General features: G+C 52.5%; 19 protein-coding genes and 1 tRNA gene. 13 read left to right on the top strand and 7 right to left on the bottom strand.

The features are described 5' to 3' along the window. Window positions 1–4 precede the first annotated feature (4 nt). The 5 genes from VXK30_RS14895 to VXK30_RS14875 are packed head-to-tail and all read right to left on the bottom strand — an operon-like array spanning window position 5 to window position 6,054. Window positions 5–1,516, bottom strand: coding sequence for an FGGY-family carbohydrate kinase (locus tag VXK30_RS14895; protein ID WP_275713498.1), 1,512 nt, complete (start codon window positions 1,514–1,516; stop codon window positions 5–7). Window positions 1,517–1,568: 52 nt separating this feature from the next. Then, window positions 1,569–2,984, bottom strand: a complete 1,416-nt coding sequence (locus tag VXK30_RS14890) for an L-fucose/L-arabinose isomerase family protein (RefSeq protein ID WP_275713500.1) — start codon at window positions 2,982–2,984, stop codon at window positions 1,569–1,571. Window positions 2,985–3,020: 36 nt separating this feature from the next. Further along, a complete protein-coding gene (locus VXK30_RS14885) occupies window positions 3,021–4,319 on the bottom strand; it encodes an NAD(P)H-dependent oxidoreductase (protein WP_275713501.1) in 1,299 nt (432 codons plus the stop codon). A 33-nt stretch (window positions 4,320–4,352) separates the two neighbouring features. Further along, window positions 4,353–5,408, bottom strand: a complete 1,056-nt coding sequence (locus tag VXK30_RS14880; protein ID WP_275713503.1) for an alcohol dehydrogenase catalytic domain-containing protein — start codon at window positions 5,406–5,408, stop codon at window positions 4,353–4,355. Between the two features lie 22 nt (window positions 5,409–5,430). Beyond that, window positions 5,431–6,054, bottom strand: a complete 624-nt coding sequence (locus tag VXK30_RS14875; RefSeq protein ID WP_275713505.1) for a KpsF/GutQ family sugar-phosphate isomerase — start codon at window positions 6,052–6,054, stop codon at window positions 5,431–5,433. A 372-nt stretch (window positions 6,055–6,426) separates the two neighbouring features. Here VXK30_RS14875 and VXK30_RS14870 point away from each other — a divergent pair, with 372 nt between their 5' ends. The 9 genes from VXK30_RS14870 to VXK30_RS14830 all read left to right on the top strand — a co-directional run bounded on the left by VXK30_RS14870 (window position 6,427) and on the right by VXK30_RS14830 (window position 16,230). Then, window positions 6,427–7,533 (top strand): M24 family metallopeptidase, encoded by a 1,107-nt coding sequence (locus tag VXK30_RS14870; RefSeq protein ID WP_329493657.1) that lies wholly within the window; start codon window positions 6,427–6,429, stop codon window positions 7,531–7,533. A 59-nt stretch (window positions 7,534–7,592) separates the two neighbouring features. Further along, complete coding sequence (locus VXK30_RS14865) at window positions 7,593–9,095, top strand: sugar ABC transporter ATP-binding protein (RefSeq protein WP_275713509.1); 1,503 nt, start codon at window positions 7,593–7,595, stop codon at window positions 9,093–9,095. A 56-nt stretch (window positions 9,096–9,151) separates the two neighbouring features. After that, the gene (locus tag VXK30_RS14860; RefSeq protein WP_275713661.1) at window positions 9,152–10,093 is read left to right on the top strand and encodes an ABC transporter permease; all 942 of its coding nucleotides are present in this window, start codon (window positions 9,152–9,154) and stop codon (window positions 10,091–10,093) included. A gap of 71 nt (window positions 10,094–10,164) precedes the next feature. Then, on the top strand, window positions 10,165–11,175 hold the full coding sequence (locus VXK30_RS14855; protein ID WP_275713510.1) for a sugar ABC transporter substrate-binding protein: 1,011 nt from the start codon (window positions 10,165–10,167) through the stop codon (window positions 11,173–11,175). A 133-nt stretch (window positions 11,176–11,308) separates the two neighbouring features. After that, window positions 11,309–12,994, top strand: a complete 1,686-nt coding sequence (locus VXK30_RS14850) for a methyl-accepting chemotaxis protein (protein WP_275713512.1) — start codon at window positions 11,309–11,311, stop codon at window positions 12,992–12,994. Window positions 12,995–13,535: 541 nt separating this feature from the next. After that, window positions 13,536–13,612: transfer RNA gene (locus VXK30_RS14845), tRNA-Met, on the top strand. A gap of 352 nt (window positions 13,613–13,964) precedes the next feature. Beyond that, window positions 13,965–14,648, top strand: coding sequence for a hypothetical protein (locus VXK30_RS14840; RefSeq protein ID WP_275713514.1), 684 nt, complete (start codon window positions 13,965–13,967; stop codon window positions 14,646–14,648). 16 nt (window positions 14,649–14,664) lie between these two features. Then, window positions 14,665–15,036 (top strand): hypothetical protein, encoded by a 372-nt coding sequence (locus VXK30_RS14835; RefSeq protein ID WP_275713516.1) that lies wholly within the window; start codon window positions 14,665–14,667, stop codon window positions 15,034–15,036. 12 nt (window positions 15,037–15,048) lie between these two features. Further along, window positions 15,049–16,230 carry an antirestriction protein ArdA gene (locus tag VXK30_RS14830; RefSeq protein WP_275713518.1) on the top strand — a complete coding sequence of 394 codons (1,182 nt, stop codon included), beginning with the start codon at window positions 15,049–15,051 and terminating at the stop codon, window positions 16,228–16,230. Between the two features lie 25 nt (window positions 16,231–16,255). Here VXK30_RS14830 and VXK30_RS14825 read toward each other — a convergent pair whose 3' ends face one another. Further along, the gene (locus VXK30_RS14825) at window positions 16,256–16,429 is read right to left on the bottom strand and encodes a hypothetical protein (protein ID WP_275713519.1); all 174 of its coding nucleotides are present in this window, start codon (window positions 16,427–16,429) and stop codon (window positions 16,256–16,258) included. A 49-nt stretch (window positions 16,430–16,478) separates the two neighbouring features. Then, window positions 16,479–16,766 carry a hypothetical protein gene (locus VXK30_RS14820; protein ID WP_275713521.1) on the bottom strand — a complete coding sequence of 96 codons (288 nt, stop codon included), beginning with the start codon at window positions 16,764–16,766 and terminating at the stop codon, window positions 16,479–16,481. Between the two features lie 191 nt (window positions 16,767–16,957). On the opposite strand from VXK30_RS14820, the gene VXK30_RS14815 reads away from it, so the two are divergent. The 4 genes from VXK30_RS14815 to VXK30_RS14800 are packed head-to-tail and all read left to right on the top strand — an operon-like array spanning window position 16,958 to window position 21,387. Then, on the top strand, window positions 16,958–18,301 hold the full coding sequence (locus tag VXK30_RS14815) for an LPD28 domain-containing protein (RefSeq protein ID WP_275713523.1): 1,344 nt from the start codon (window positions 16,958–16,960) through the stop codon (window positions 18,299–18,301). Between the two features lies 1 nt (window position 18,302). After that, the gene (locus VXK30_RS14810; RefSeq protein ID WP_275713525.1) at window positions 18,303–19,286 is read left to right on the top strand and encodes a DUF4314 domain-containing protein; all 984 of its coding nucleotides are present in this window, start codon (window positions 18,303–18,305) and stop codon (window positions 19,284–19,286) included. Next, window positions 19,279–20,394, top strand: a complete 1,116-nt coding sequence (locus VXK30_RS14805; RefSeq protein ID WP_275713526.1) for an antirestriction protein ArdA — start codon at window positions 19,279–19,281, stop codon at window positions 20,392–20,394. The genes VXK30_RS14810 and VXK30_RS14805 overlap by 8 nt, the downstream gene beginning before the upstream one ends. Next, window positions 20,395–21,387, top strand: a complete 993-nt coding sequence (locus tag VXK30_RS14800) for a hypothetical protein (RefSeq protein ID WP_275713528.1) — start codon at window positions 20,395–20,397, stop codon at window positions 21,385–21,387. Window positions 21,388–21,410: the final 23 nt, after the last annotated feature.

The raw sequence follows: 21,410 nt of genomic DNA, 5'->3' as shown, positions 1-21,410 counted from the left end.
TTTATCACCAGCATTCCTGTTTATGATTTAAATCTTTTAATAATTTGTAAAGTCCGGTATAAATTTGATACTTGTCATGATACCTTGCGTGGTTCTTTTTGTCGGGATCGTATGTTTTATCCGATTGGACACGGCTGACGGCGTCTGTAGGACCGTCGTACGCCCCAACCCCTATTCCCGCCAGGAAAGAGGCTCCCAGGCAGGCCGCTTCCCGGATTTTCAGGGTTGAAACCGGAATTCCCAGAATATCTGCTTTCAGCTGCAGATCAATCGCCGAGCGGGCTCCGCCGCCTACGCAAAGAAGGCTTTCGATCCCGACTCCGGTTTTTTCCATCCTCTCGAGGTTGCCCCTGAGCTCAAAAGCGGTGGCTTCCATCAGGCTCTTTGCGATGTCGAAGCGCGTGGATGCCATCGTCAGCCCCAGAATCGCGCCCTTTGACTGCGTGTCACAGGTCGGCGTTCCGCTGCCGTTAAAGTGGGGAAGCGCCAGCAGGGGGGACGGCCCGGGCGTGGCGGTTTTGGCTATCTGCTCAAACGGGCGCTCTCCCAGCCGTTCGGCCTGCGCTACTTCCGGAAGCCCCAGATTATCCCGATACCATTTCATCAAAATACCCGCCGTATGATTGAGCCCAAAGGTGAAATACATTCCTTTTGCCGCGTACCGGTAACATGGGAAATAGCTTTCGTACATAATGTCGCTGAGCTGCTCTTTTCCAAAAGCGGTCGATACGACTTCCGCGGTGCCGTGGGAATCAAGCGCCATGTTTTCCCCGGCGATTCCGGCTCCCAGCGCCGCGCAGCATTGGTCGTGGCCTCCGGCCGTCAGCTTCGCACCTTTTCGTATGCCGAGCTCGCTGCAAAGCGCGGGGGACAGCTCTCCGACCACGGTCCCCGATTCGACGGGACGGCTCAGCCATGAAATGTCGATTCCGGCTGCGTTCAGGATTTCCGGGCACCATTGTTCCGTTTTCAAATCCAACCCCATGCTGCGGGAGGCCATTGTAAGATCCATTACCGGTTCGTCGCTTCCCATTTTAGCAAGCAGAAAATCGGAATAGGTGACGAATTTCCAGACTTTTTCACACAGTTCCTTCTGATGGCGCACAATCCACATGATTTTTACCATGGAATTCATGGGGTGCGGCCGCATGCCCGTGATATCGAAAATATGCCGGTCGCCCAGAAGAGCTGAAATGTCCGCCGCTTCACGGGTTCCGCGATAATCCATCCCCAGATGCGCATGTCCCAGTGCGTTTCGCTGCCGGTCCATTGGGATCACGGCGTCCCCCTGCGTTGAAATGCTGATGGCTGCAATATCATCTCCGGACTGCCTGGCCGCAGCCGCCATGACTTCTTTCGTATACTTCCAGACGAGCTCGGCATCCTGTTCCGCCAGGCCGTTCTTTTTGCAGATCACGTCGTATTCATGGAAACCATAGCCAAGCATATCGCCCTGCAGATCAAATACTGCGGCTTTCACGCCGGTCGTGCCAACGTCGACACCCATTAGTTTCATTTTTTATCCTCCAGACGACGGCATATTTTAAAAGAGATATTCCCGAATGGTATTACTCAAAATAAAAGTTTCTTGTTTTGCGTTCCTGCTCCTCGTCGTAGAAATCGGGACGTACCCCCTTTATGTAGGTCAGCGCCTCGAGCATGACCGGCAGCAGATTGCCGTGAATGCCCACGGCATGATGAACATACGGGCCTTTGACGATCATGGATTCCACTTTCGGCCAGTTGGGAACTTCCACCCACAGGTAGGTTCCGTTCGTATACGGCCCCTCGATGCCTTTGGCATTCCCCATGAGCATTCCGTACTCGCCGTTGTCGCCGTCGAAGCGGAAGAGGGAGATCGGCCCGCCTTTGATTTCTGCGGATACGGAGCCCGGGCAGTGCTCGGGGAAAGCAAAGGGCCTGCCGAGCACCGGTGTGGATTTTGCCAGCGAAAGCGGCCAGGGACCGCAGTGCTGCAGCAGTTCGCCGTTCGGGTTGCTGGGATGGCGGACGGACCAGTCGACGAAGAAGGACGGAGTTTTTCCCATGCCGGCGGCCATCGTCATGATGGAAGTCACGGCGCCGTGAATATCGGTTTCGCAGGCTACGGGAATCCCTTCTTCGGTAAGAAGGGCATTCGCGCAGCAGGGCATCATATGCAGGGCCTGCTGCAGGGCATCCCAGCACTGAATCGCAACCGCGTTGCAGCCGTTTTCAACTGCAAACAGCTTCATGGCCGTCTTGAGCGCGGCAACTTTGCGGACGTCTTCCTCGGGAATGCAGACCTTCATTTTTTCGTGAATCAGGGAAACCGTCTTGTCCACTTCTTCATTCTTTGACGCCGCGAGTTCCTTCACTCTTTCGGTGAATTCCACCATCGTGATCGGGAAAAGCTGAATCCCGAATTTTTCAAGAAGTTCGCCCTCGTTGCAAATCATCGTCCAGAAATCCGTCGGACGCGTTGCAATCTGGAGAATGCGCGCTCTGCGGAATTCTTTTACCACATTGGCGGCAGCGACAAAATTCCTGACGCCTTCCGCAAACTGAGGATCGCCGACGTTGCAGTTGGGAATATAGGTGAAAGGAACCTGCATCCGGCGCAGGACCTTTCCGGTTGCGAAAAGGCCGCACTGGGTGTCGCGAAGCCGGCTTCCGTCCTCCAGCGGCGCTTCGTCCCTCGGACCCCAGAGAAGGACGGGGACGTTCAGGGCGCGCGCCACTTTACCGCAGCTGTGCTCGGAACCGAAATTGCAGTGCGGGATGAACAGCGCGTCAACTTTAGCCGCCCTGAATTTTTCAATGACAGGCTCGACATCTTCGGCGCAGCGGAGCAATCCTTCTTCGTTGATGTCTTCAATGTCCACGAATTCGATCTCAAGCTCGCTGAGTTTGTCTCTGATAATCTTTTTGTACTTTAAGGCGTCCTCTACACTGAAAATTCTTCTGCGCGTGGGAGCATATCCGATGACAACTTTGTGATCCATGATACAAATCCTCCTGACGTATTATAAATTAAATTTTTATTTCCCCATTAACTGATCCTGCATGCGGCGGAGCTGCAGAAGCACGGAATTGTTGTTCAGCTCAACCATATCATAGGTAATGACTTCATCGCGCTTCAGGTCGCATTTCATCACCGCGCCTTTGGCCAGACCGACCGGGAGCATGTTGCCCTTGCGGGCGACGTCCGCAAGCTCTATGCTGCCGCGGTAGCAGTATTCGCCGATTGCGTCGAGCTTTTCGCCCTTTTTAAGATCCTTTTTCGCGATGGTGATGCATTCCGAAACCAGATGGTCCATCGGATGCGCGGTGGATTCTCCGTAAAGTACGGCCTGAGCCGCGGTGATGGGCGTTTCAATGGAGCAGAGATGATAGGGACGGTAAAGCAGGTAGTTGGGGCCTTCGCCCATGTCGCGCTGTACAAGGCCGTCGACGATCCTCTTCTGGTCGGTGGTGACTACGACAAATACGCCCGGGTTGATGTTGCCGATACCGAAATCGACCACGCCCTCCCTGTCAAGGATGCCTCCCTGGGACTTCAGGCTGAACACGGTTTTGAGGTCCTCCACGTTGCAGTGCGGGCCGTGCATTCCGCGGCAGTCGGGAACAAGCCCGGTGGCGTTGGAAACGGCGGTCATCTCGATCATGGTTTTGGAACCGTCCACGAACTCAAGCAGCATACGCGCGTTCATGTTGCGCGCCGCGGCTTTGTCCTGCCACTCTTTCATGCCGGGGTTTGCGTAGATGTCGAGCGGATTGTTCTTTCCTTTTCCGGCCGCGACGACTTTAAAGCCGAGTGCCTTTGCGAAGCGGTAAACCTCTACGATGGAGCCGGGCTCGTCGCCGGCGGTAAGGGAATAAACAATGCCGGCCTGTTCGCAGAGCTTGCGGAGAATGGGACCGATGGTGATATCGCATTCCACATTCATCATGACGATGTGTTTTTTGAAGAAAATGCAGTCCATTGTAATGTGAGCGCCCATCTCCGGGGACCCGGTTGCGTCAATGACGCTCTGGATCTGGCTGGTTTCGACTGCGACCCTGTAGTTTGTAGAAACTACCTTCTTCCCATCGGCAATCGCCTTCTGAGCCTCCGCGGCCGTGGAAACCTCTACGATGTCGCCCTCGTATCCCGACTGAAGATAAGCGTCTTTGGCAATTTCGGGGGTAAGATCCACAACAACGTCGCATTCCATGCCCTTCATTTTTGCAATCTGGGCGACAATATCCTTGCCCATCTGCCCTGCACCGATCAGACCTACGTGGATCGGCCTGCCCTCTTCGTGGAGTTTTGCCAGTTTGGAATCAATTTCATACATAATTATATACCACCTTTATTGATAATCAAAATGTTATTTTAACCAGGGATCAATAATCACCTTCAGCGCCTTTCCCGAAGAAACAAGTTCCATGCCCCCGACAACCCCTTCAAGCGGCACATGCGCGCTGATGTACTTTTCCGCGTGTATTTTTCCGGAATGGATGGCGCTCAGCGCGTCGGCCAGCCCGGTAGCCGGATATGAGAAGGCGCCCAGCACCATAATTTCGTTGTAGTGAATCAGATTGGAGTTCAGCTGCGCGGTCTGTTTTGTTTTGGCAACGCCGCCGTAGATGACAACCCGTCCGCGCTTTCGCACCATTTCGAGCGCCTGTTCCTGAACCGCCACCGAGGGCACGGCACAAATTACGATATCCGCGCCGATTCCGTCAGTAAGTTCCAGTACGGAAGCCTTCACTTTCTCCTGGTCGGTGTTCTTAAAAAGATAATCGGCTCCGAAGCTTTCGGCGAGTTCCAGCTTATCCATACCCACCATAATTACTTTTTTGGCACCCCTTGCCCGCGCGACCTCAATGTGAAGGCATCCCACAGGGCCGTCCCCGATGATGACTACCGTATCCCCCAGCGAAACATCGTTGTATTTCTGGCAGGCGATGACTGCGGAAGCCGTTTCGGCGAAAGCCGCGTGGTCAAAGCTCATCCCGTCCGGTATTTTTTCGATGAAACCGCGGTGCATTACATCAGAGGGCAATGCGATATACTGCGCGTAACCGCCGGGGAAATGCGTGCCGAGCATCCGGTGCGAAAGGCACAGGTTGACAAGCCCGCGTTTGCAGTACCAGCACTGGCCGCAGCTTACGTCGGGGGCAAGCGCCACCCGGTCGCCCGGTTTGAACCGTGTGACCGTGTTGTCCGTTTCCACGACGACGCCCGCGATTTCATGCCCCATAATCTGGTTTTTGATGCCGTCTTTGAGCCCGTTGTGGTAATTCCTGACGTCGCCTCCGCAAATTCCGCAGGCCACGACTTTGACAAGCATCCCATCCCGGGGACATTCGGGGATGTCGCGTTCTTCAACAACGATGTTTTCTATGTCCTTAAAAACTGCCGCCTTCATCTTTCCTTCCATAATACCGGTTCCTTTCTCTATGTCATTCTTGAATAGGGTCGTCCGTTTTGCCAAGCAGCCGGTCGCCCACGGCCCCTCCCGGATGGATGACTGCAAACTGTTCGCGCGTATATCCTTTGTACTGCATCAGCGCAATGCAGATTGAATCGAAAACGGCGATCACCGCAAGGGTGCTTGCCGTGGCAAGCATGTTGAAGCGGCACGGTTCCCGGTCAACCTTTACCATTAAGAGAAGATCGGCGGCCCGGCCGATTTTGGACTCCGGGTTTTCGGTTACGCCAATCAGCATTGCGCCTTTGGTGCGGCAGGCGCGAATCAGGCTGACGAGCTCGTCCGTGTTGCCGCCCTTGCTCACCAATATAAGGATATCTTCCTTCTGCAGCACTCCAAGCCCGCCGTGCACGGCGTCGGACGGGGTGAGAAACAGCGCCGGGCACTCAATACAGTTCAGTGAATGCACCGCCTTTTTTGCGGCCATAGCCGAGGTCCCGCAGCCGGAAATTACAATTTTCCCCTTGCATTCCGCGATCGCTTTGAGCGCCGCGAGCATTGCGCCGCAGTTAAGCGTTTCTTTCAGTTTCAGAACGGATGCCGCTTCCATCTCAAGGGTGCGGTTGATTTCGGAGATAATTTGCTTATCGTCCATTTTTTCACCTTCACTTTTCAATTTTCATTATTTAATTTGAAAAACAAAAACAGCTGCATATAATAGATCATTGAAATACAACCACTTTTTACTAAGATTATAGCATTTTATTTTAAAATTGCAACTACTCTTTACAGTTTAAAGATATTATTGTGAAAAATACATAAAATAATAATTTTCATTTTTTCATATTGATCAATTGAATTATGAAAATTTGTGATGTATAATACAGGTGTTATAGAAAAACGCACAAATTATCAATCGCAATTTCGAATAAAAATGTAGATTAATTATTTCATTTACGTCATTACAGGATCGATTTTTCATTATTTTTCAAAAAAGAAATAAATAAAACGAAATATAGGTGATATTATGAATCAACCGGATCGGGCTGAAATGGAGCTGAAACTATCCAGAGTCCGTACATATATGAAGCGTTCGGGACTCACGGGGGTGGTGCTTGCCCGCAAGGACAATTTCAGCTGGCTTTCATGCGGCGGAAACAACCGCGTTGTGGTACCTGTACAGGAGGGCGTAGGCGCTTTGGTGGTTACGATGGACCACCTTTATCTGGTCGCCCAGGTCATGGACGGCCAAAGGCTGCTGGACGAGGAGCTTGCCGGAATTGAGCTGGAATATGTACCGCTTCACTGGTATGAAGGTCCCATCATGCAAAAAGCGCTTGCGCTTGCGGGCAGTGCGCCGGCGGCGGATGTTCCGGCGGACGGAGCGAGGGAGGTCCTTTCCGATCTATATGCGCTGCATTATCCGCTCACGGAAAACGAAATCAGCAAGCTGCGGTGGCTGGGCAGAACGGTGGATGAAATTTTAACCCGTACCGCCTATAGGATTCAGCCGGGGATGGTCGACTACGAAGTCGAAGCGATGCTGCTGGGGCAGTTTGCTTCCCAAAATATCCAGTGTGACGTTCTGCTGGTCGGCACCGACGAGCGGATCGCGAAATACCGCCATCCCAGCCCGGCGGGCGCCAGGCTCGGAAAATATGTGCTGCTGCATCCGGCGGCCCGGTTTGAAGGGCTTCATGCAAATGTGACGCGCAGCGTTTATTTTGGTGACACGCTTCCCGAAGAAATTGAAAGGCCCTACCGCGCGGTAATGGATATTGAAGCAGCCTGCATTGCTTCCTGTGTGGCCGGCAGACGCTGGAGCGATATTTTGGAAATGCAGAAATCCATGCTTGCCGAAAGGGGTTATGAAGAAGAATGGCGCGGACATTTTCCCGGCGGACGCACCGGATATCCGGTGTGCGAGGCGGATTTTTCGCTGGACCCGAAAAAATGCATTGCCGACAGAGAAGCATATGACTGGTTTATCACCGTCACCGGCGCAAAAGTGGAGGAGCTGAGCCTTTATTCGGACGGCAGGCACGAAGTGCTTTCCGCCGCCGGAAACTGGCCCGTCAGAAAATATGAGATAAATGGAGAGGTGATTGAGTTGCCCGATATGCTTCTGCGTTAGCGGGGTACGGCGGCCCTTTTCTTCCTGATATTAATAAAAATGAAAGAGGTGAGCCCTGAATGGGTGTGGAGTACATACTTCAAACTTATGATATTTGCAAAGTATTTCCGGGAAATGTAGCACTCCAGGACATCAGTCTCGGCATTCAAAAAGCTTCCGTTCATGCGCTGGTTGGTGAAAACGGAGCAGGCAAATCCACGCTGGTCAATATCATCAGCGGCGCATGTCCTGCGACTTCGGGATATTTTGAGTTTGAAGGCAAAAAGGTTACGCAGCTTACCCCTCATGAAGCACAGAAAATCGGAATCGGCGTCGTTCATCAGGAACTGAACCTGATTCCGGAGATGACGGTGGCCGAGAATATCTTCCTGGGCAGAGAGATAACCGGCAAGGCCGGAAAGATCGACTGGAACGAAACGAACAGAAAGGCGAAAGAGCTGCTGCGCTCGTTTGATATCTCTTTTGATGAAAAGGCAAGAATCAACACGCTCAGTGTTGCCGAGCAGCAGATGGTTGAAATTATAAAAGTCATTTCGATGGATTCCAAGCTGATTGTCATGGATGAGCCGACCGCGGTTCTGACGGGCAAAGAAACCGAGCAGCTTTTCAAACTGATTCACCGCCTTAAAGAGGAAGGAAAGACCATTATTTACATATCGCACAGGCTTGACGAGCTGAAATATATCTGCGACATGATTTCTATTTTCCGTGACGGGCAGCTGATCTATACCGGCGGCATTGGGGAGCGTTCCAAGGAAGAGATTGTGCAGATGATGGTGGCGCGCAAACTTACGGAACAGTATCCGTATGCGGAATCCGTCCACGGCGATGTTGCGCTGAAGGTTGAAAATGTCTGTCAGGGCAGTTTCTTAAAAAATATTTCCTTTGAGGCCCATAAAGGAGAAATATTGGGCCTGTACGGCCTTGTAGGGGCGGGAAGAACCGAGCTTGCACGCTGTGTGATGGGGGCCGACCACAAAAGCTCCGGCACAATTGAGGTTGACGGCGAGCGCGTCCAGATGAAAAACCCGACGGATGCCATCAGGCACGGCGTGGCTTACATTACGGAGAGCCGCAAGGAGTTCGGACTGATGCTCGACATGCACGTTGGATTTAATACCAGTATCTCCGTGTTGAAAAAATGCCTGAACAAATTCAGGGGAATTGACAGAAAGACCGAAAATAGCCGGATTGTCAATATCATACGCGAGCTCTCCATTAAGACGGAATCACCACGGAAAATTGTGCGGGAACTCAGCGGCGGAAATCAGCAGAAGGTCCTGCTGGCAAGATATATTCTCACGAAGCCGAAGGTGCTCATCATCGACGAGCCGACGCGCGGCGTCGATGTCGGCGCAAAGGTCAGTATCTACCAGATCCTGAACAAGCTGAAGGAAGAAGGGGTGTCCATTATTATGATCTCTTCCGATCTTCCCGAAGTGGTGGGAGTCAGCGACAGGGTGCTGGTAATGTACAATGGCGCCATCACGGGTCAGTTCAGCCATGAAGAGCTTAGTGAAGAAGCCGTCGGCTTGTGTGCATTCGGAAATGAGAAGGGATGAGTATAATGGAAAACACTTCAACTGTTGAAAAGCGCGAAAATGTATTCAAGAAATTTATGAACAACGATCTGTCAAGAACACTGATTATCTTCCTGCTGCTGTGTGTGGCGTTGGGAATCGCGCGCCCGGCAACTTTTCTGACGGTCAGCAATGTAATCAATGTCCTTTCGCAGATTTCCGTGAACGGAATCGTTGTGATTGGAATGACTTTTATTCTGCTTACGGGCGGAATCGATATTTCCGTAGGTTCGGTGGCGGCATTTACCTCGCTGATTACGGCGATGCTGCTCGTCAGCGGCAATCCGTTCGGCAGCAATATTGTGGTCGCGCTTGCCGCAGGCATCGGCATCGGCGTCCTGGTCGGGGCGGTTTCCGGCTTCTTTATCAGCAAAATTGAATTGCAGCCTTTCATTGTTACACTGGCTATGATGACTATTTTCCGAGGGATGACGATGGTGGTCTCGCAGGGCAACCCCGTTTCGCAGTTGGGGGAAACCTTCAGCTTTATCGGCGTGAAATATCTTGGGCCGATCCCGATCAACGTCATCATTATGATTTCGTTTTACGCAATCGCCTATTATGTTCTGGAGCACACCTGCTTCGGCCGGTATGTCTATGCGGTCGGCGGCAACAAGGAGGCCGCCCGGCTGAGCGGTATCAACACCACTAAAATTATTATGGGAATCTATATGATCTGCGCGGCTACAGCCAGCATTGCCGGCATGATTCTTGCCTCCCGTGTCAATTCCGCAACGCCGACCGCCGGCAACGGGTCGGAAATGGACGCCATAGCGGCAGCGGTAATCGGCGGAGTCAGCCTTACCGGTGGAAAAGGAAAAATTATGGGTGCGCTCATCGGCGCGTTTATCATCGGCGTGCTCAACAACGGACTTGTGCTGCTCAATATAGATGTTTACTGGACACAGGTTGTAAAAGGCGTTATCATCCTTCTCGCAGTTGTAGCCGATGTGCTCAGCAAGCGCAAAATGGCAAAATAATCACTGATTCAGCGCATTATTCAAAATTAAAGATAAGAAGGAGTTAATTGAAAATGATGAGAAGATCGACAATGAAGAAAAGATGGGCCGCCGTATTGTCCTGCGCAATGGCGTTCATGATGGTCGCGGCAGGATGCGGCACATCCCCCTCTGCAAGCACCCCGGCGGAAAATTCCGGCGCTGCGCCGGTAAGTACGGCTCCCGCGGCATCGGGATCCAAAGAAATCGGTATCGTGTTTACCGACCTGAACAATCCGGTTTTCGTCACGATGAAAGAGGCTATGGAAGCTAAAGCAAAAGAACTCGGCTACACCACCACTGTTCTTAACAGCCAGGACAACTCTGACACCGAACTCCAGAATGTGCAGAACTTAGTTTCCAAAAAGGTTGCGGCGATCTGCCTGCTGCCGAATGACGCCAATTCTGCCATAAACACCGTCAAGGTGGCGAACGACGCCAATATCCCGATCGTCGGCTTCAACCGTGTCATCGACACGAAGGATCAGTGCAAATTTGTGACCCAGGATGTTACCGACAATGTTACCGGCGCTGTTGACGCGGGTAAATATGCGGTGGAACTGCTCAAGGATGTCAAAGATCCTAAGATCGTTATCCTCAGGGGCACCTCGGGTGTTGATGCAGACAAGCAGAGGTATGAAGGCTTTATGCAGGGCATCAAGGGCAGCCCGCTTGAAAATGCAGTCGTTGCGCAGGTGAACGGTCAGTTTGACACCCAGACCGGGTTCTCCGTTATGCAGAACGTAATTCAGGCGCAGCCAAAAATCGACCTCGTCTACGCAGAAAACGATACGATGGCCCTGGGTGCTCTGCAGGCTCTGGAAGGCGCCAATAGAAAAGACGTTAAGATCATTGGATACGACGGCTCTACCGAATGCGTACAGAAAATAGTTGAGGGCAAAATTACCGCCACTGTCGCACAGAAGTTCAAGAGTCTGGGCACCACCGCTGTTGACTGGGCGGTAAAAGCCGCTGAGGGTAAGGCGAACGATGCTCCTCCGACCATTTCCATCGGCACCGAGCTCGTTACGCCCGACAACGCGAAAGGCTATGTGTTCCAATAATTTCCTTGCATAGCATCCCAAGAATTCACCTGCAAAACTGGCACCGAAAAACGGTGCCAGTTTTCAATATTTTTTCTTTTTCAAGATATAAAGTTCAAATAATGGCGTTTAACGTTTGGAGATGCAGAGATCAATGTTAAAAAATATGAAAATAGGAAAGAGATTAATCCTGACCTTCACCGCAGCGGTACTGATCTCCGCGATATCCGGGATATCCGGTCTCATTGAAATGAACAGAATGGACAAAAGCTATGGAGAAGCGCTGACGATGTACGGCTTTTCCCAGGGTGATGTGGGGATTTTCAATACTGAGTTCAACAACAGTCAGACCGTTATCAGGGATGTCATCAACGCAGGCGATGAAAACAGGAGAAAGATGTCCCTGAATCAGATGGCAACGTCTATTGCCAAAACCAATATGTATTTTGCGGCCATAAAAGGCAGCATGGTCACCAGCGAAGAGCTTTATTATTATAATGATATCAAGGGAAATCTGGACAGTTTCAATCAGATTAAAGACCAGATTGTTTCCCTTGCCGATAAAAAGGATAAAACAGGCGCGGAGAAACTGCTTACGGATCAGTTGGGTCCCGTCGCGGAGAAGATCCAGGCGTCAACGGCCGCCCTTTTAACGGAAAAAAGCACGGCGGGAAAACAGATTTCGCAGGAGCTTGAGGAAGAAGGGTTCAGAACGAGTCTGCTGATGATCCTGATCATCCTGGGTTCTCTTGTCTTTTCCCTTCTGATCGCCCGCAGCACTTCCCGAAAGATCAGCAGACCGGTCAATGAAATGTCAGGTGCTTCTTTGAAGATGGCGAAGGGAAGCCTGGATGTCCGGGTAAACGGAAGCTCAATCAAGGAAATCAAACAGCTCGGCGATTCCATCAATCAGTCTGCGGAGTCGATTCGCGCATACATAGCGGATATAACCAACCTTCTTGATGAAGTGAAAGACGGGAATTTATGTGCGGATTCCAGTCTGGAATATATCGGAGATTACGCAGAACTGAAAAATGCCTATGAGGGCATCGTGTTTTCGCTGAACGACGCTCTGAGCCGGATCAACCGGGCTTCGGAGCAGGTTTCAACCGGAGCCGGCCGCGTCTCGCGCGGTTCGCAGATCCTTTCGCAGGGGGCCGCTCAGCAGGCGGGCTCCATTGAAGAACTTTCAGCCGCCGTTTCGGATATCTCGGAACATGCGAAAGATAATGCGTCCTATGCGGCGGAGGCCGGCAGTAAAGTCAGGAGCGTTCAGTCGGATTTGGAGCTGAGCGACAGAAGCATGGGTGAAATGGTCGCCGCGATGTCCCAGATCAACGGTTCCTCGCTGGAGATTGGGAAGATCAATAAAACGATCGATGAGATTGCGTTTCAGACCAACATTCTGGCGCTCAACGCAGCCGTCGAAGCGGCGCGGGCGGGATCGGCCGGAAAAGGCTTCGCCGTTGTGGCGGATGAAGTGAGAAATCTGGCCGGAAAGAGCGCTCAGGCGGCGAAAGATACAAGCAAGCTCATCGAAAATTCTCTGGAACAGGTGAGAAACGGTGCGAAAATCGCTGATGAAACTGCCGGTGCCCTTCGGAAGGTTGTCACCAGCACGCAGAGCGTTTTGAATGCGGTCGGTCGAATTTCCAAAGCGTCGGACCACCAGTCGGAGGCCATCAATCAGGTTCGGATGGGATTGGATCAAATCACGGGTGTGGTTCAGACAAATTCTTCAACAGCTGCGGAGAGTGCCGCGGCCAGCCGGGAACTTTTTCTGCAGTCCCAAAACCTGAAAGAACTTGTCGACCGATTTAAGCTTAAACCACTTAAATGAAGAATTAACAGCGGAAACGGAAGCCAGATTATAGAAACCGTTCCCGACAAAATGATCCCATTTGTGCAATTAGTCCCACAAGAGATTCGGGCGACTATCATCGCTAACTAAAAAAGCGCTGCGCAGCCCGAAAATACCAGTCAGGGCACCGATTACAATCGGTCCACGCGGTCATGACGGCCGCGTGGACCGACTGATAGAACCCATCACAGCCGAATCCTTTTTTCTGGGAATGTTTGTCATCGGCTCGGAGGGACCGGAAGAACTTTTCCTTTTATCCGTTCATATTTAAATGAAAATGACATATACTTGATAGGAATGTTTTGTTGGCCTATAAAAAGCTTAATGTAATTCAGGCACATGGGAGAAAACAAAGAATAGCTCCTTCTATGTGACCATGTGCCGATTGAGTTACACTTATCATATGAATAGCAACCTTTTATAAAAAGGTCTTGACATTCGCTATTTGGAATGGTATTATAGTTAAGCGCTCTAAACAAGGCATCACCGCTGAGTTTAGAGAAGATGCACAAATAGATATCGCGGAGTGGAGCAGTCCGGTAGCTCGTCGGGCTCATAACCCGAAGGTCGTAGGTTCAAATCCTGCCTCCGCAACCATATTGTGCAAGTAAAAAAGATAACTTGCCGGAAAGCCCAGAAACCGCAACGGTTTCTGGGCTTTTTCGTGTCCGCTTTTTCAAGTGCAAAAAAAAGATAACTCTGGCTATTCTCCCCTGTTGGTAGGGACTTGAACTAAATTCTGTGCTCTTTTGCCCCTTTGCAGAGGCTGAAATCCGTAACGCAGCCCCATATTCGCAAAAATAATTTGTTAACTTTTTGTGTCTAAAAAGGTCTGTATCACAAAATGATACAGACCAAAACATAGTGACTATATTTTCATTGAGGCCGGTATTCAGAAATGGATACCGGCCTTTTTTACGTTCTGTGAGAAAACGACTGGAGGTACATTATGAAATCAACCGACAACACAATACAAGGCAAATACTTTCAGGAAGCGAGCATCCTTCTCGCACACGAGGGTTTCGATACGCACGCCGGTGATGGCGAGTTGCTCCAAGTCTCCTTCCACGGCAACCCCCTCTGTGAGATCACCAAGAATGGAGGAACTCGGTATCGGCACGAGGATGTTTCCACAGATGTAATGTCCGACGCTCTTGAAAAAGCGACATCAGTTGCCGCAACCGCAGCCGAATACATGAAACTTATGGAAAACGCGCCTCCGTTGAAAGCGTCAAGCCTTGACGCGCCGTATAAGCTGCTGGCGGACTTCAACGGATATGTCCTCGGCGGCATGGAGAGCGGTCACGGCGTCCAGTTAACAACCTGGCAGTGGACATATGACAAGGACGGTCTTACCCTCGGACACTATTTCGGAAATGACTACGCTGCGGCAAAACACGATTTTGCGCTTCGCTCCGGGCTTGTGCAGGAGCAAGAGCAGTTCACGCCGGAGCAGCTCATCGAGATCTACCGCTGCTGTGCCGATACGATGACATCGGACATACCGCTCACCTGTGATCAAGAGGAGCGGATCGATGAAATCCAAACGCAGATCATGGAGATGGTGCCTGACTATGCTGAACGGATGAAGGCGGCCATGGAGCAGGGCGCCTCTCAGCAGCAGATGATGTGATAAGGATTGGTGAAACATGGATCAGCATGAATTTGAGTATTGGAAAGCTATCACCACCAACAACGCCCGCCGCTGGGTCGAGGACAGCATTACCCGACTCAATGGAAACGGTGCCTTGTACTACACGGGCGGCGAGGACGGTGTCTATATGAGACTGTCCCCGGTCGGCAAGTTGACGGTCGGCACATACGAGGGCGCATTTCCGCATATCGGCGAGGCAGTTTTCTCGCCCAAAATGGAGCGTCAATACGATGACATCAACGGGGCTTTTAAGGCGGCTTGTCAGATTGGCGGGAAGCAGCTTCTTGATATGCTCTCACTGGATGCCGTACCGCAGACAGAGGTTCACGATGATGAACCCGGAATAACCTTTGGAATGATGATGTAAGGAGGCACACATATGCAGTATCAAGCGGTTTTAAGCAATGCCCAGCACCCAGAATACGGCGTTCTTACCGTACCTTTCCCCATCCCGGCGGAGCAGTACGATGAGATCATCGAAATGCTGGAGGCGTTGGAGATTGGCGATCCATTAAAGCGTGACTGTCGAGTTGATGAGATTTCCGACCACTGGCCGGTTCTCAAGAACACGGAAAGGACAGTAACCAATATTGATGAGCTGGACTATCTCGCCAAACGGCTGGACAGTTTCGATAAATATGAGAAAACGCAGTTTCAGGGCATGGCCTCCCGGCTGGATCTCCACGGTATCGATGAGTTCATCAACCTGACCTTCTGTTGTCAGGAGGTCACCGTGGTCACGGACTTTAACAATCTGGAATCTCTTGGACGCAGGCACTACCTGACGCTGGGCGGCGGGGCGACCATAGAGGAAATGCAGGGCAAGGACTTCCGCTCGGTGGCGCTGGCATTGCTCGACGGCGAGGTCGGACGGGTCACACCTTACGGCTTGGTCTATGACAACGGATTTGAAATGTCGCAGCTCTATGACGGCCGTATTTTCCCGGAATATTGCTACGAAGATTGCATTATGGAGGTGGAGATGAGTTCACGATATACGTCGGCAGACAGTCCGGCAACTTATCTCTACCTGCCGATCACACAGATACAGCAGGCGCGTGCCTTAGCTCGAGCAGGGGGCAACTTTTATGAAGATATGTGCCTGCGTTTTTTGGAAAGCGAGCTTCCGGAAGAAGTTGACGCGGCGCTGAATTTTGACAACGAAAGGCTGACCGATCTCAATGAGATGTGCCGTGCCATCCAGCCGCTGAATCAGGCCGAGCGAGAGAAGCTGGGCGCGGTCGTCCTGTTCACCAGGCCGGAACAGGCCAGCCAAATCACCAATCTGGCGAAGGAGTTGGAGCAGTTCGACTACGTTCCCAAGGTACATACGCCGGAGGAATACGGCAAGTACATGATCATGGATTCCGGCCATTATGAGTACGATGAAAATCTCGCCGGTTACATCGACTTCGCCAAATACGGCAAGGAGTGCATGGAAAACGAGCAGGGACAATTCAATGATCGGGGCTATGTGGCCTATCAGGGCACGCTCCGTTTGGACGAGCTGATGCAGGGCGACCCTGCCGAGAATATGGGGCAGCAGATGAATATGGAGTAATACGGGCAAAGAAACAGCCGAAGGATCATTTCTTCGGCTGTAAATGCATTTTTCGAGTTAAGCCATCGGCACTGGTGCGGTACTGCTCCAGCGAGATGGCTCCGTGTTCGAGAAAGCTCTTTAGCATGGCCATCTGACGGCGATATAAGTCCCCGTTGGTCAGCGGCGCTTGTTTTATGGATTCTGGATCAGAATTCAAGGCGTATTTCCTCCCTTGGTGATCTGCTCGCAAAACGGGAATCTATACATTATGGGATATACGGAACATTGTCTTCATCAAATAATCCGTCATATATTATCTGATAATATTGTTTTCCGTATAGGTCACTGCAATATTGTGAACCCTGATATTCATGTGCAGTATAAGGATATTCGTTGTTATTTTTTTGTGTGTATTTAGTAACACTTACAAACAAGCCCATAATGTCACTTTGACTAAATTCATCTGCTGGAAATACAAAATAGTCATATGTTCCATCACCCAGATCACTTTCATACCCGAAATTTTTGGCACTAATAACATGGTATTGTTTCATTGGTATCATCTCCAATTTTAGTAAGTAGTCGGTACTATACCTATAACATTCAACTTTCTGTTCATCAAATCCCGATAAGTCTGTGGGTTCAGTATAACATCTGAGCCCTCCCCACGCAAGAAACAATAGCTATCGCCGCCACACTGTGGTATGTTGTATAGCTATAAAAAACATACAAGGAGATGAAGTCTATGCGCGTAAATGCCAGAAAAGAAGAATACGAACACATTGAGCTGTTCGGTAAACCTGCGCTGTTTACCAGCGCCCGCATTCAGACTAACAGCGTCCCGGACGGCTGGTACTGCTACGACCTGCGCGGCAGCGACGACGAACCGGGCGAGCCGGTCACCATTGAGCCGTATGTGGTGATTAACCACGCCGGCTCCGTCCTGACCCATGAAAAAATCAACATCCCCGGCGAGGGCTTCCTGCGACTGGGAAACAGTCTGGATTTCCTTGACGAGCACCTGACCTTTCAGGCGTTCTGTGAGGAACATGATATCCCTTACCCGGCGGACAATCAAACATTCAAGCTTCGACCCGCTTCTGTATCAGAGGCGGGCCTTTTTTATGCCATGACGCCGGAGAAGGACGCAGAGCTGGGCTGTATTGGCCATGTCCGAATGGATTTTGGCCATGGCGGCAAAGAATTCTGGCACACCTGGTGGCCGCGCGGCGACGAGGCGTTAAACTCCCCGGAGTTCAAAGTGGAGCTGAATGGCGTGGTGGATGAATTCCGGAAAACCGTGTTGAAGGACCTGCCCTCCATGTCCAACTACTGCTACGACAACGGCGGGGAGTTAAGCAAGAATTCCGGCCAGTACGGCTATGTGGCGGAAACCGAGAACTACCGCTACTGCCTGCGCTGCAATCCCAAGCCCGGAGACTATCAGGCGTACCTGACCTGCTTTGATAAGCGCCAGCAGGAGCTGCGGCAGGAGCCGCACGTCATCGGCAAGGTCAACTTTGCCAGCGGTGAAACGCTGGCCTACACCGATCCGGCCATCTTTTTGCAGGTCATCCGCGACGAGCTGCCATACAAGCCCACCTCCGGCTTTCAGTACGAGGTGCTGACGGACGATCCCGCCGTCCGAAAAGGCGCGGACGATATCCTCTACGATCTGTTCGGCGAGGAAAACCCGCGTCCGCTGGAGGATTACGGCCTGACGCAGCGTGGCCGCGAGACGCTTAAAAACGCGGAGAATCCGAATCTGCCCCACAGTTACCGCTGGTTTGTGGTGGAGAACTTCGCCTGCGAGGGTGAAACACGGCATGACACCGATTCCCTCACCGGGGCAATTGACCGCTTCAACGGCCTTGCCTGCGACAGTAAGCGCCTGTGCGTCACTAAGAATGACGTCGCCACCGTCTATCTGGCAATCGCCCAGGACGGGGAAACGCATCTGGACGAGGGTTGGCGGGACAATCCCCGATTCGCCGCAGACAGCACCGTACAGGAAGCGGACGCGCGATTGCAGCTCAGCATCGCGGGGCTGGAACCGATCGGTTCAGAAATGACTTTTGGAGGTATGTAAAATGGCGATTTCGAATGAATGGCTGTCATTCCTGCGGGATCAGTTCCCCGTAGGCAGCCGCATTAAACTTCGGGAAATGAAAGACCCGTACCACCCCATGGAGCCGGGGACGATGGGGACGCTGGACTGCATTGACGACGTCGGAACATTCCATGTGAAGTGGGACAACGGCAGCAGCCTTGGGCTGGTCATCGGCGAGGACAGCTTCACCGTCCTGCCGCCCGAAACGCATCTCCTCAAGCTGTATATGCCCATGACCGTGGATTGCTACGAGAAAAATGAATGGGGCGACACCGAGGACGAACCCACGGAGCTGGACAACCACACGGCGGCAGGCTATGTGGACCACATTGTCGCCGCGCTGATGCGGGAGCGGCTGTCCACCGAAACGGAACGCGGCCTCATGCACTATTACGATAAAAACGACAGCGTGGAGCAGAAGGTCAAGTCCTGTGATTTCACCGCCGAGGTGCGGGACGGCAGTCTCTGGGGTGTGGCGGAATGTCAGGTGACCGGCGAGCTGACGCCGAAGGAGCTGTACACGCTGAAGGAGTACATCTCTGGGCAGGCCAGCGATGGCTTCGGCGAGGGCTTTGAGCAAAGAGAAATCAAAGTCGGCGACCGCGAGCTCTACGCCCATTTCTGGAGCAGCGAGGGCAGCTGGAACATCCGAACCGAGCAGGAATGCTTCGTCCCAAAACTGGCGGAAGGGCTGCCGGAGCTGTGCTTCTCCACGCTGCCCGACACCGGCGCTCTCATCTGCATCAAGCGCGGTGAGAGCGGCTACTACAAAAGCGACTGGAGCACTGACAGCAGAGAGAAAAATAAGGAACTGGCCGACTACAACAACGAACGCCTCGGCGTGACGGCGGCCCAGCGGCAGGCTATGGAGTGCGGCAGCATGGCAGGCTGGTCAGTCCCCGGCGCGGACCCGAAAGCCTATGAACCGGAAGAACCGAAGATGGGAGGAATGACCCTTGCGTAAAATTCTTAATGTGTACCTTGCCAGAACCAACACGCCGTATAGCGAGGCGTATGCGGATCTGGATCTGCCCGCTTCGCCCTATGAGCTGCTGGACGCGCTGGACAAGCTGCGGCTGGACGAGGGCGAAGCGCCCTATCTGCAGATCAATGAATACTATGATTTCGAGGATCTGGCACCGCTGCTCTCTGGGAACGCCGGTCTCTACGAGCTCAACGCCCTGGCGCAGAAGCTCTCGGAGCTGGACGAGCGGCAGCAGGTTTCCTTCAAGGGCCTTGTGCAGATGGAGGTCAATAAAAAGCAGGGGCTCATTCCCATATTGCGGCTCATCGACCTTGCCTACAGCACGGACTGCTGTCATGTGGCGGATGCGCTGAACGACGCCCAGCTTGGCAGATTCTATGCCAAGAACGGCTTTGTGCCGGAGGTGGAGCAGCTCCCGGACAAGGTGTTCGAGCTGCTGGATTTTGAAAAGATTGGACGGGAGGCCCGCATTGGTGAGGGCGGCGTTTTCACGGAAAAGGGCTATGTGGTGCAGCACACAGAGCTGAACGAGGCGTTTTTCGCGCTTGACCTCACGCCCAACCAGCCGGACTATCAGATCCTGCTGGAGTCGGAGGATGGCAGTATGCTCAAATTGCCGCAGGCAAAGCTGCCCGATACGACGCTGTGCCGCTGTCTGGACTGCCGGATTCCGCAGCTGATGGGGTCAATCGAGGCATCCGGCAGCATTGCAGTCGTCAATGAATTCGCCGGGCGGCTGTCCGGCATGACGGACAGAGAGATGCTCCGCTATAAGGCGGTGCTGGCCGCAACGAAATGCAATAGCCTACAAAGCTCTGTCGCTCTGCTGGACAATCTGGATCATTACATGCTGGACGCCAAAATCTCCAGCCCGGAGGATGCCGCACTTTCAGAACTGAACTTTATCGCCGGTGACAACGATATGGAACGGCTTCAGCAGTATGTGAACCTGCCCGCATACGGTCGGGATCTGTTGGAGCGTGACAACGCCGTCATTACGCCCTACGGGCACATGGCACGTGACGATTTTCGGCCCATACTGGCACCCTTTGAAGAACCAACTCTGGACGGAATGGAGATGCTGTAAATGAAAACATTTGAAGCGTTGAACCGGCTTCCCTCTACGCCGCAGGAAATGATGTGGCTGCGGGAGCGGATGGAAACGCTATCGGTCAAGGAATCGCTCATTCTCAGCGCGGCTCTGATGGGTAAACCCGCTTGCGACGCCAGAGATGTCATCAACATTTTTCAGACCATGTCCGATTACGAGGTATGCTACCCGGCCGGAAGTTATGAGGCCTTGGGACGGTTCTGTCTCTATTATGACGCGCAGCTCCCACAGGAGCTTGGCGATTACATTGATCTGGAACAGCTGGGCAAGAATTATGAGGACGAGCATCCCGGCGTTTTTATCGGCAACTGCTATGTAGAGTATTCCTATCAGGGACCCGCAACCCGCTACGACGGCACAAATCTTGCCGCTTGCGTGGACGACGGCTGGAGTGTAAAGGTGAAACTGGCGTCGGAACGCTGTCCCGACGGCGTGTGGCTCCGGCTGCCGGACTATGAGGACGCAAACGATGGCAGGCCGGACGAAATGCGAATAACGCTGGACGAGTTGGGTGTCAAGGGCGTGGACGAATGCACGCTGCTGGAGGCACGGTGTATTTTGCCGGATGCCGGCGACCTGACGGAGCAGTATGACCGCGCTTCCGACCTCGTCTACGACGGGCAAAATCTGGGCTTTGTCTTGGACGAGCGTGGCCAGGGCATGCAGAATTTTATGGAGCTGTACGCCGGCGCGCTGGAGTACGAGGATTGCCGCACGCTGGCGGAGGCGCTGGACATCGCCGAAAGCCTAAATCGCTATGAGATCATCCCCGACGTTTCCCTGCGGGAATATGCGGAGCAGGAGCTAAAAAAGCAGGGCGTTGCCCTGCCTGAATCCGTTGCGGCCAGCTTTCACTATGAGGAATATGCCGCAGCTCTGCTGGAGCGGCGCGGTTTCCTGCTGACCCGCGATGACAGCGCCTATGTTGGAAAGGTGGGACAGACTTTTTTCGGAATGACTATGACATAAGAAAAGAGCCGTCTGACGGCAAG

The organism is Caproiciproducens sp. CPB-2 (assembly GCF_036287215.1).
In the GTDB taxonomy this organism is placed as follows: Bacteria; Bacillota; Clostridia; order Oscillospirales; family Acutalibacteraceae; genus Caproiciproducens.
The sequence above is the reverse complement of the archived record's forward strand: the minus strand, read 5'-3'. Positions and strand labels throughout refer to the sequence as shown.

Bases quoted from the DNA above. Each gene is read 5' to 3' on its own strand.
- VXK30_RS14800 (WP_275713528.1), top strand. From the start codon at position 20,395: ATGAAAACATTTGAAGCGTTGAACCGGCTTCCCTCTACGCCGCAGGAA.
- VXK30_RS14890 (WP_275713500.1), bottom strand. From the start codon at position 2,984: ATGGATCACAAAGTTGTCATCGGATATGCTCCCACGCGCAGAAGAATT.
- VXK30_RS14830 (WP_275713518.1), top strand. From the start codon at position 15,049: ATGCAGTATCAAGCGGTTTTAAGCAATGCCCAGCACCCAGAATACGGC.
- VXK30_RS14895 (WP_275713498.1), bottom strand. From the start codon at position 1,516: ATGAAACTAATGGGTGTCGACGTTGGCACGACCGGCGTGAAAGCCGCA.
- VXK30_RS14885 (WP_275713501.1), bottom strand. From the start codon at position 4,319: ATGTATGAAATTGATTCCAAACTGGCAAAACTCCACGAAGAGGGCAGG.
- VXK30_RS14870 (WP_329493657.1), top strand. From the start codon at position 6,427: ATGAATCAACCGGATCGGGCTGAAATGGAGCTGAAACTATCCAGAGTC.
- VXK30_RS14815 (WP_275713523.1), top strand. From the start codon at position 16,958: ATGCGCGTAAATGCCAGAAAAGAAGAATACGAACACATTGAGCTGTTC.
- VXK30_RS14820 (WP_275713521.1), bottom strand. From the start codon at position 16,766: ATGAAACAATACCATGTTATTAGTGCCAAAAATTTCGGGTATGAAAGT.
- VXK30_RS14810 (WP_275713525.1), top strand. From the start codon at position 18,303: ATGGCGATTTCGAATGAATGGCTGTCATTCCTGCGGGATCAGTTCCCC.
- VXK30_RS14880 (WP_275713503.1), bottom strand. From the start codon at position 5,408: ATGGAAGGAAAGATGAAGGCGGCAGTTTTTAAGGACATAGAAAACATC.
- VXK30_RS14850 (WP_275713512.1), top strand. From the start codon at position 11,309: ATGTTAAAAAATATGAAAATAGGAAAGAGATTAATCCTGACCTTCACC.
- VXK30_RS14875 (WP_275713505.1), bottom strand. From the start codon at position 6,054: ATGGACGATAAGCAAATTATCTCCGAAATCAACCGCACCCTTGAGATG.
- VXK30_RS14840 (WP_275713514.1), top strand. From the start codon at position 13,965: ATGAAATCAACCGACAACACAATACAAGGCAAATACTTTCAGGAAGCG.
- VXK30_RS14835 (WP_275713516.1), top strand. From the start codon at position 14,665: ATGGATCAGCATGAATTTGAGTATTGGAAAGCTATCACCACCAACAAC.
- VXK30_RS14865 (WP_275713509.1), top strand. From the start codon at position 7,593: ATGGGTGTGGAGTACATACTTCAAACTTATGATATTTGCAAAGTATTT.
- VXK30_RS14855 (WP_275713510.1), top strand. From the start codon at position 10,165: ATGAAGAAAAGATGGGCCGCCGTATTGTCCTGCGCAATGGCGTTCATG.
- VXK30_RS14860 (WP_275713661.1), top strand. From the start codon at position 9,152: ATGAACAACGATCTGTCAAGAACACTGATTATCTTCCTGCTGCTGTGT.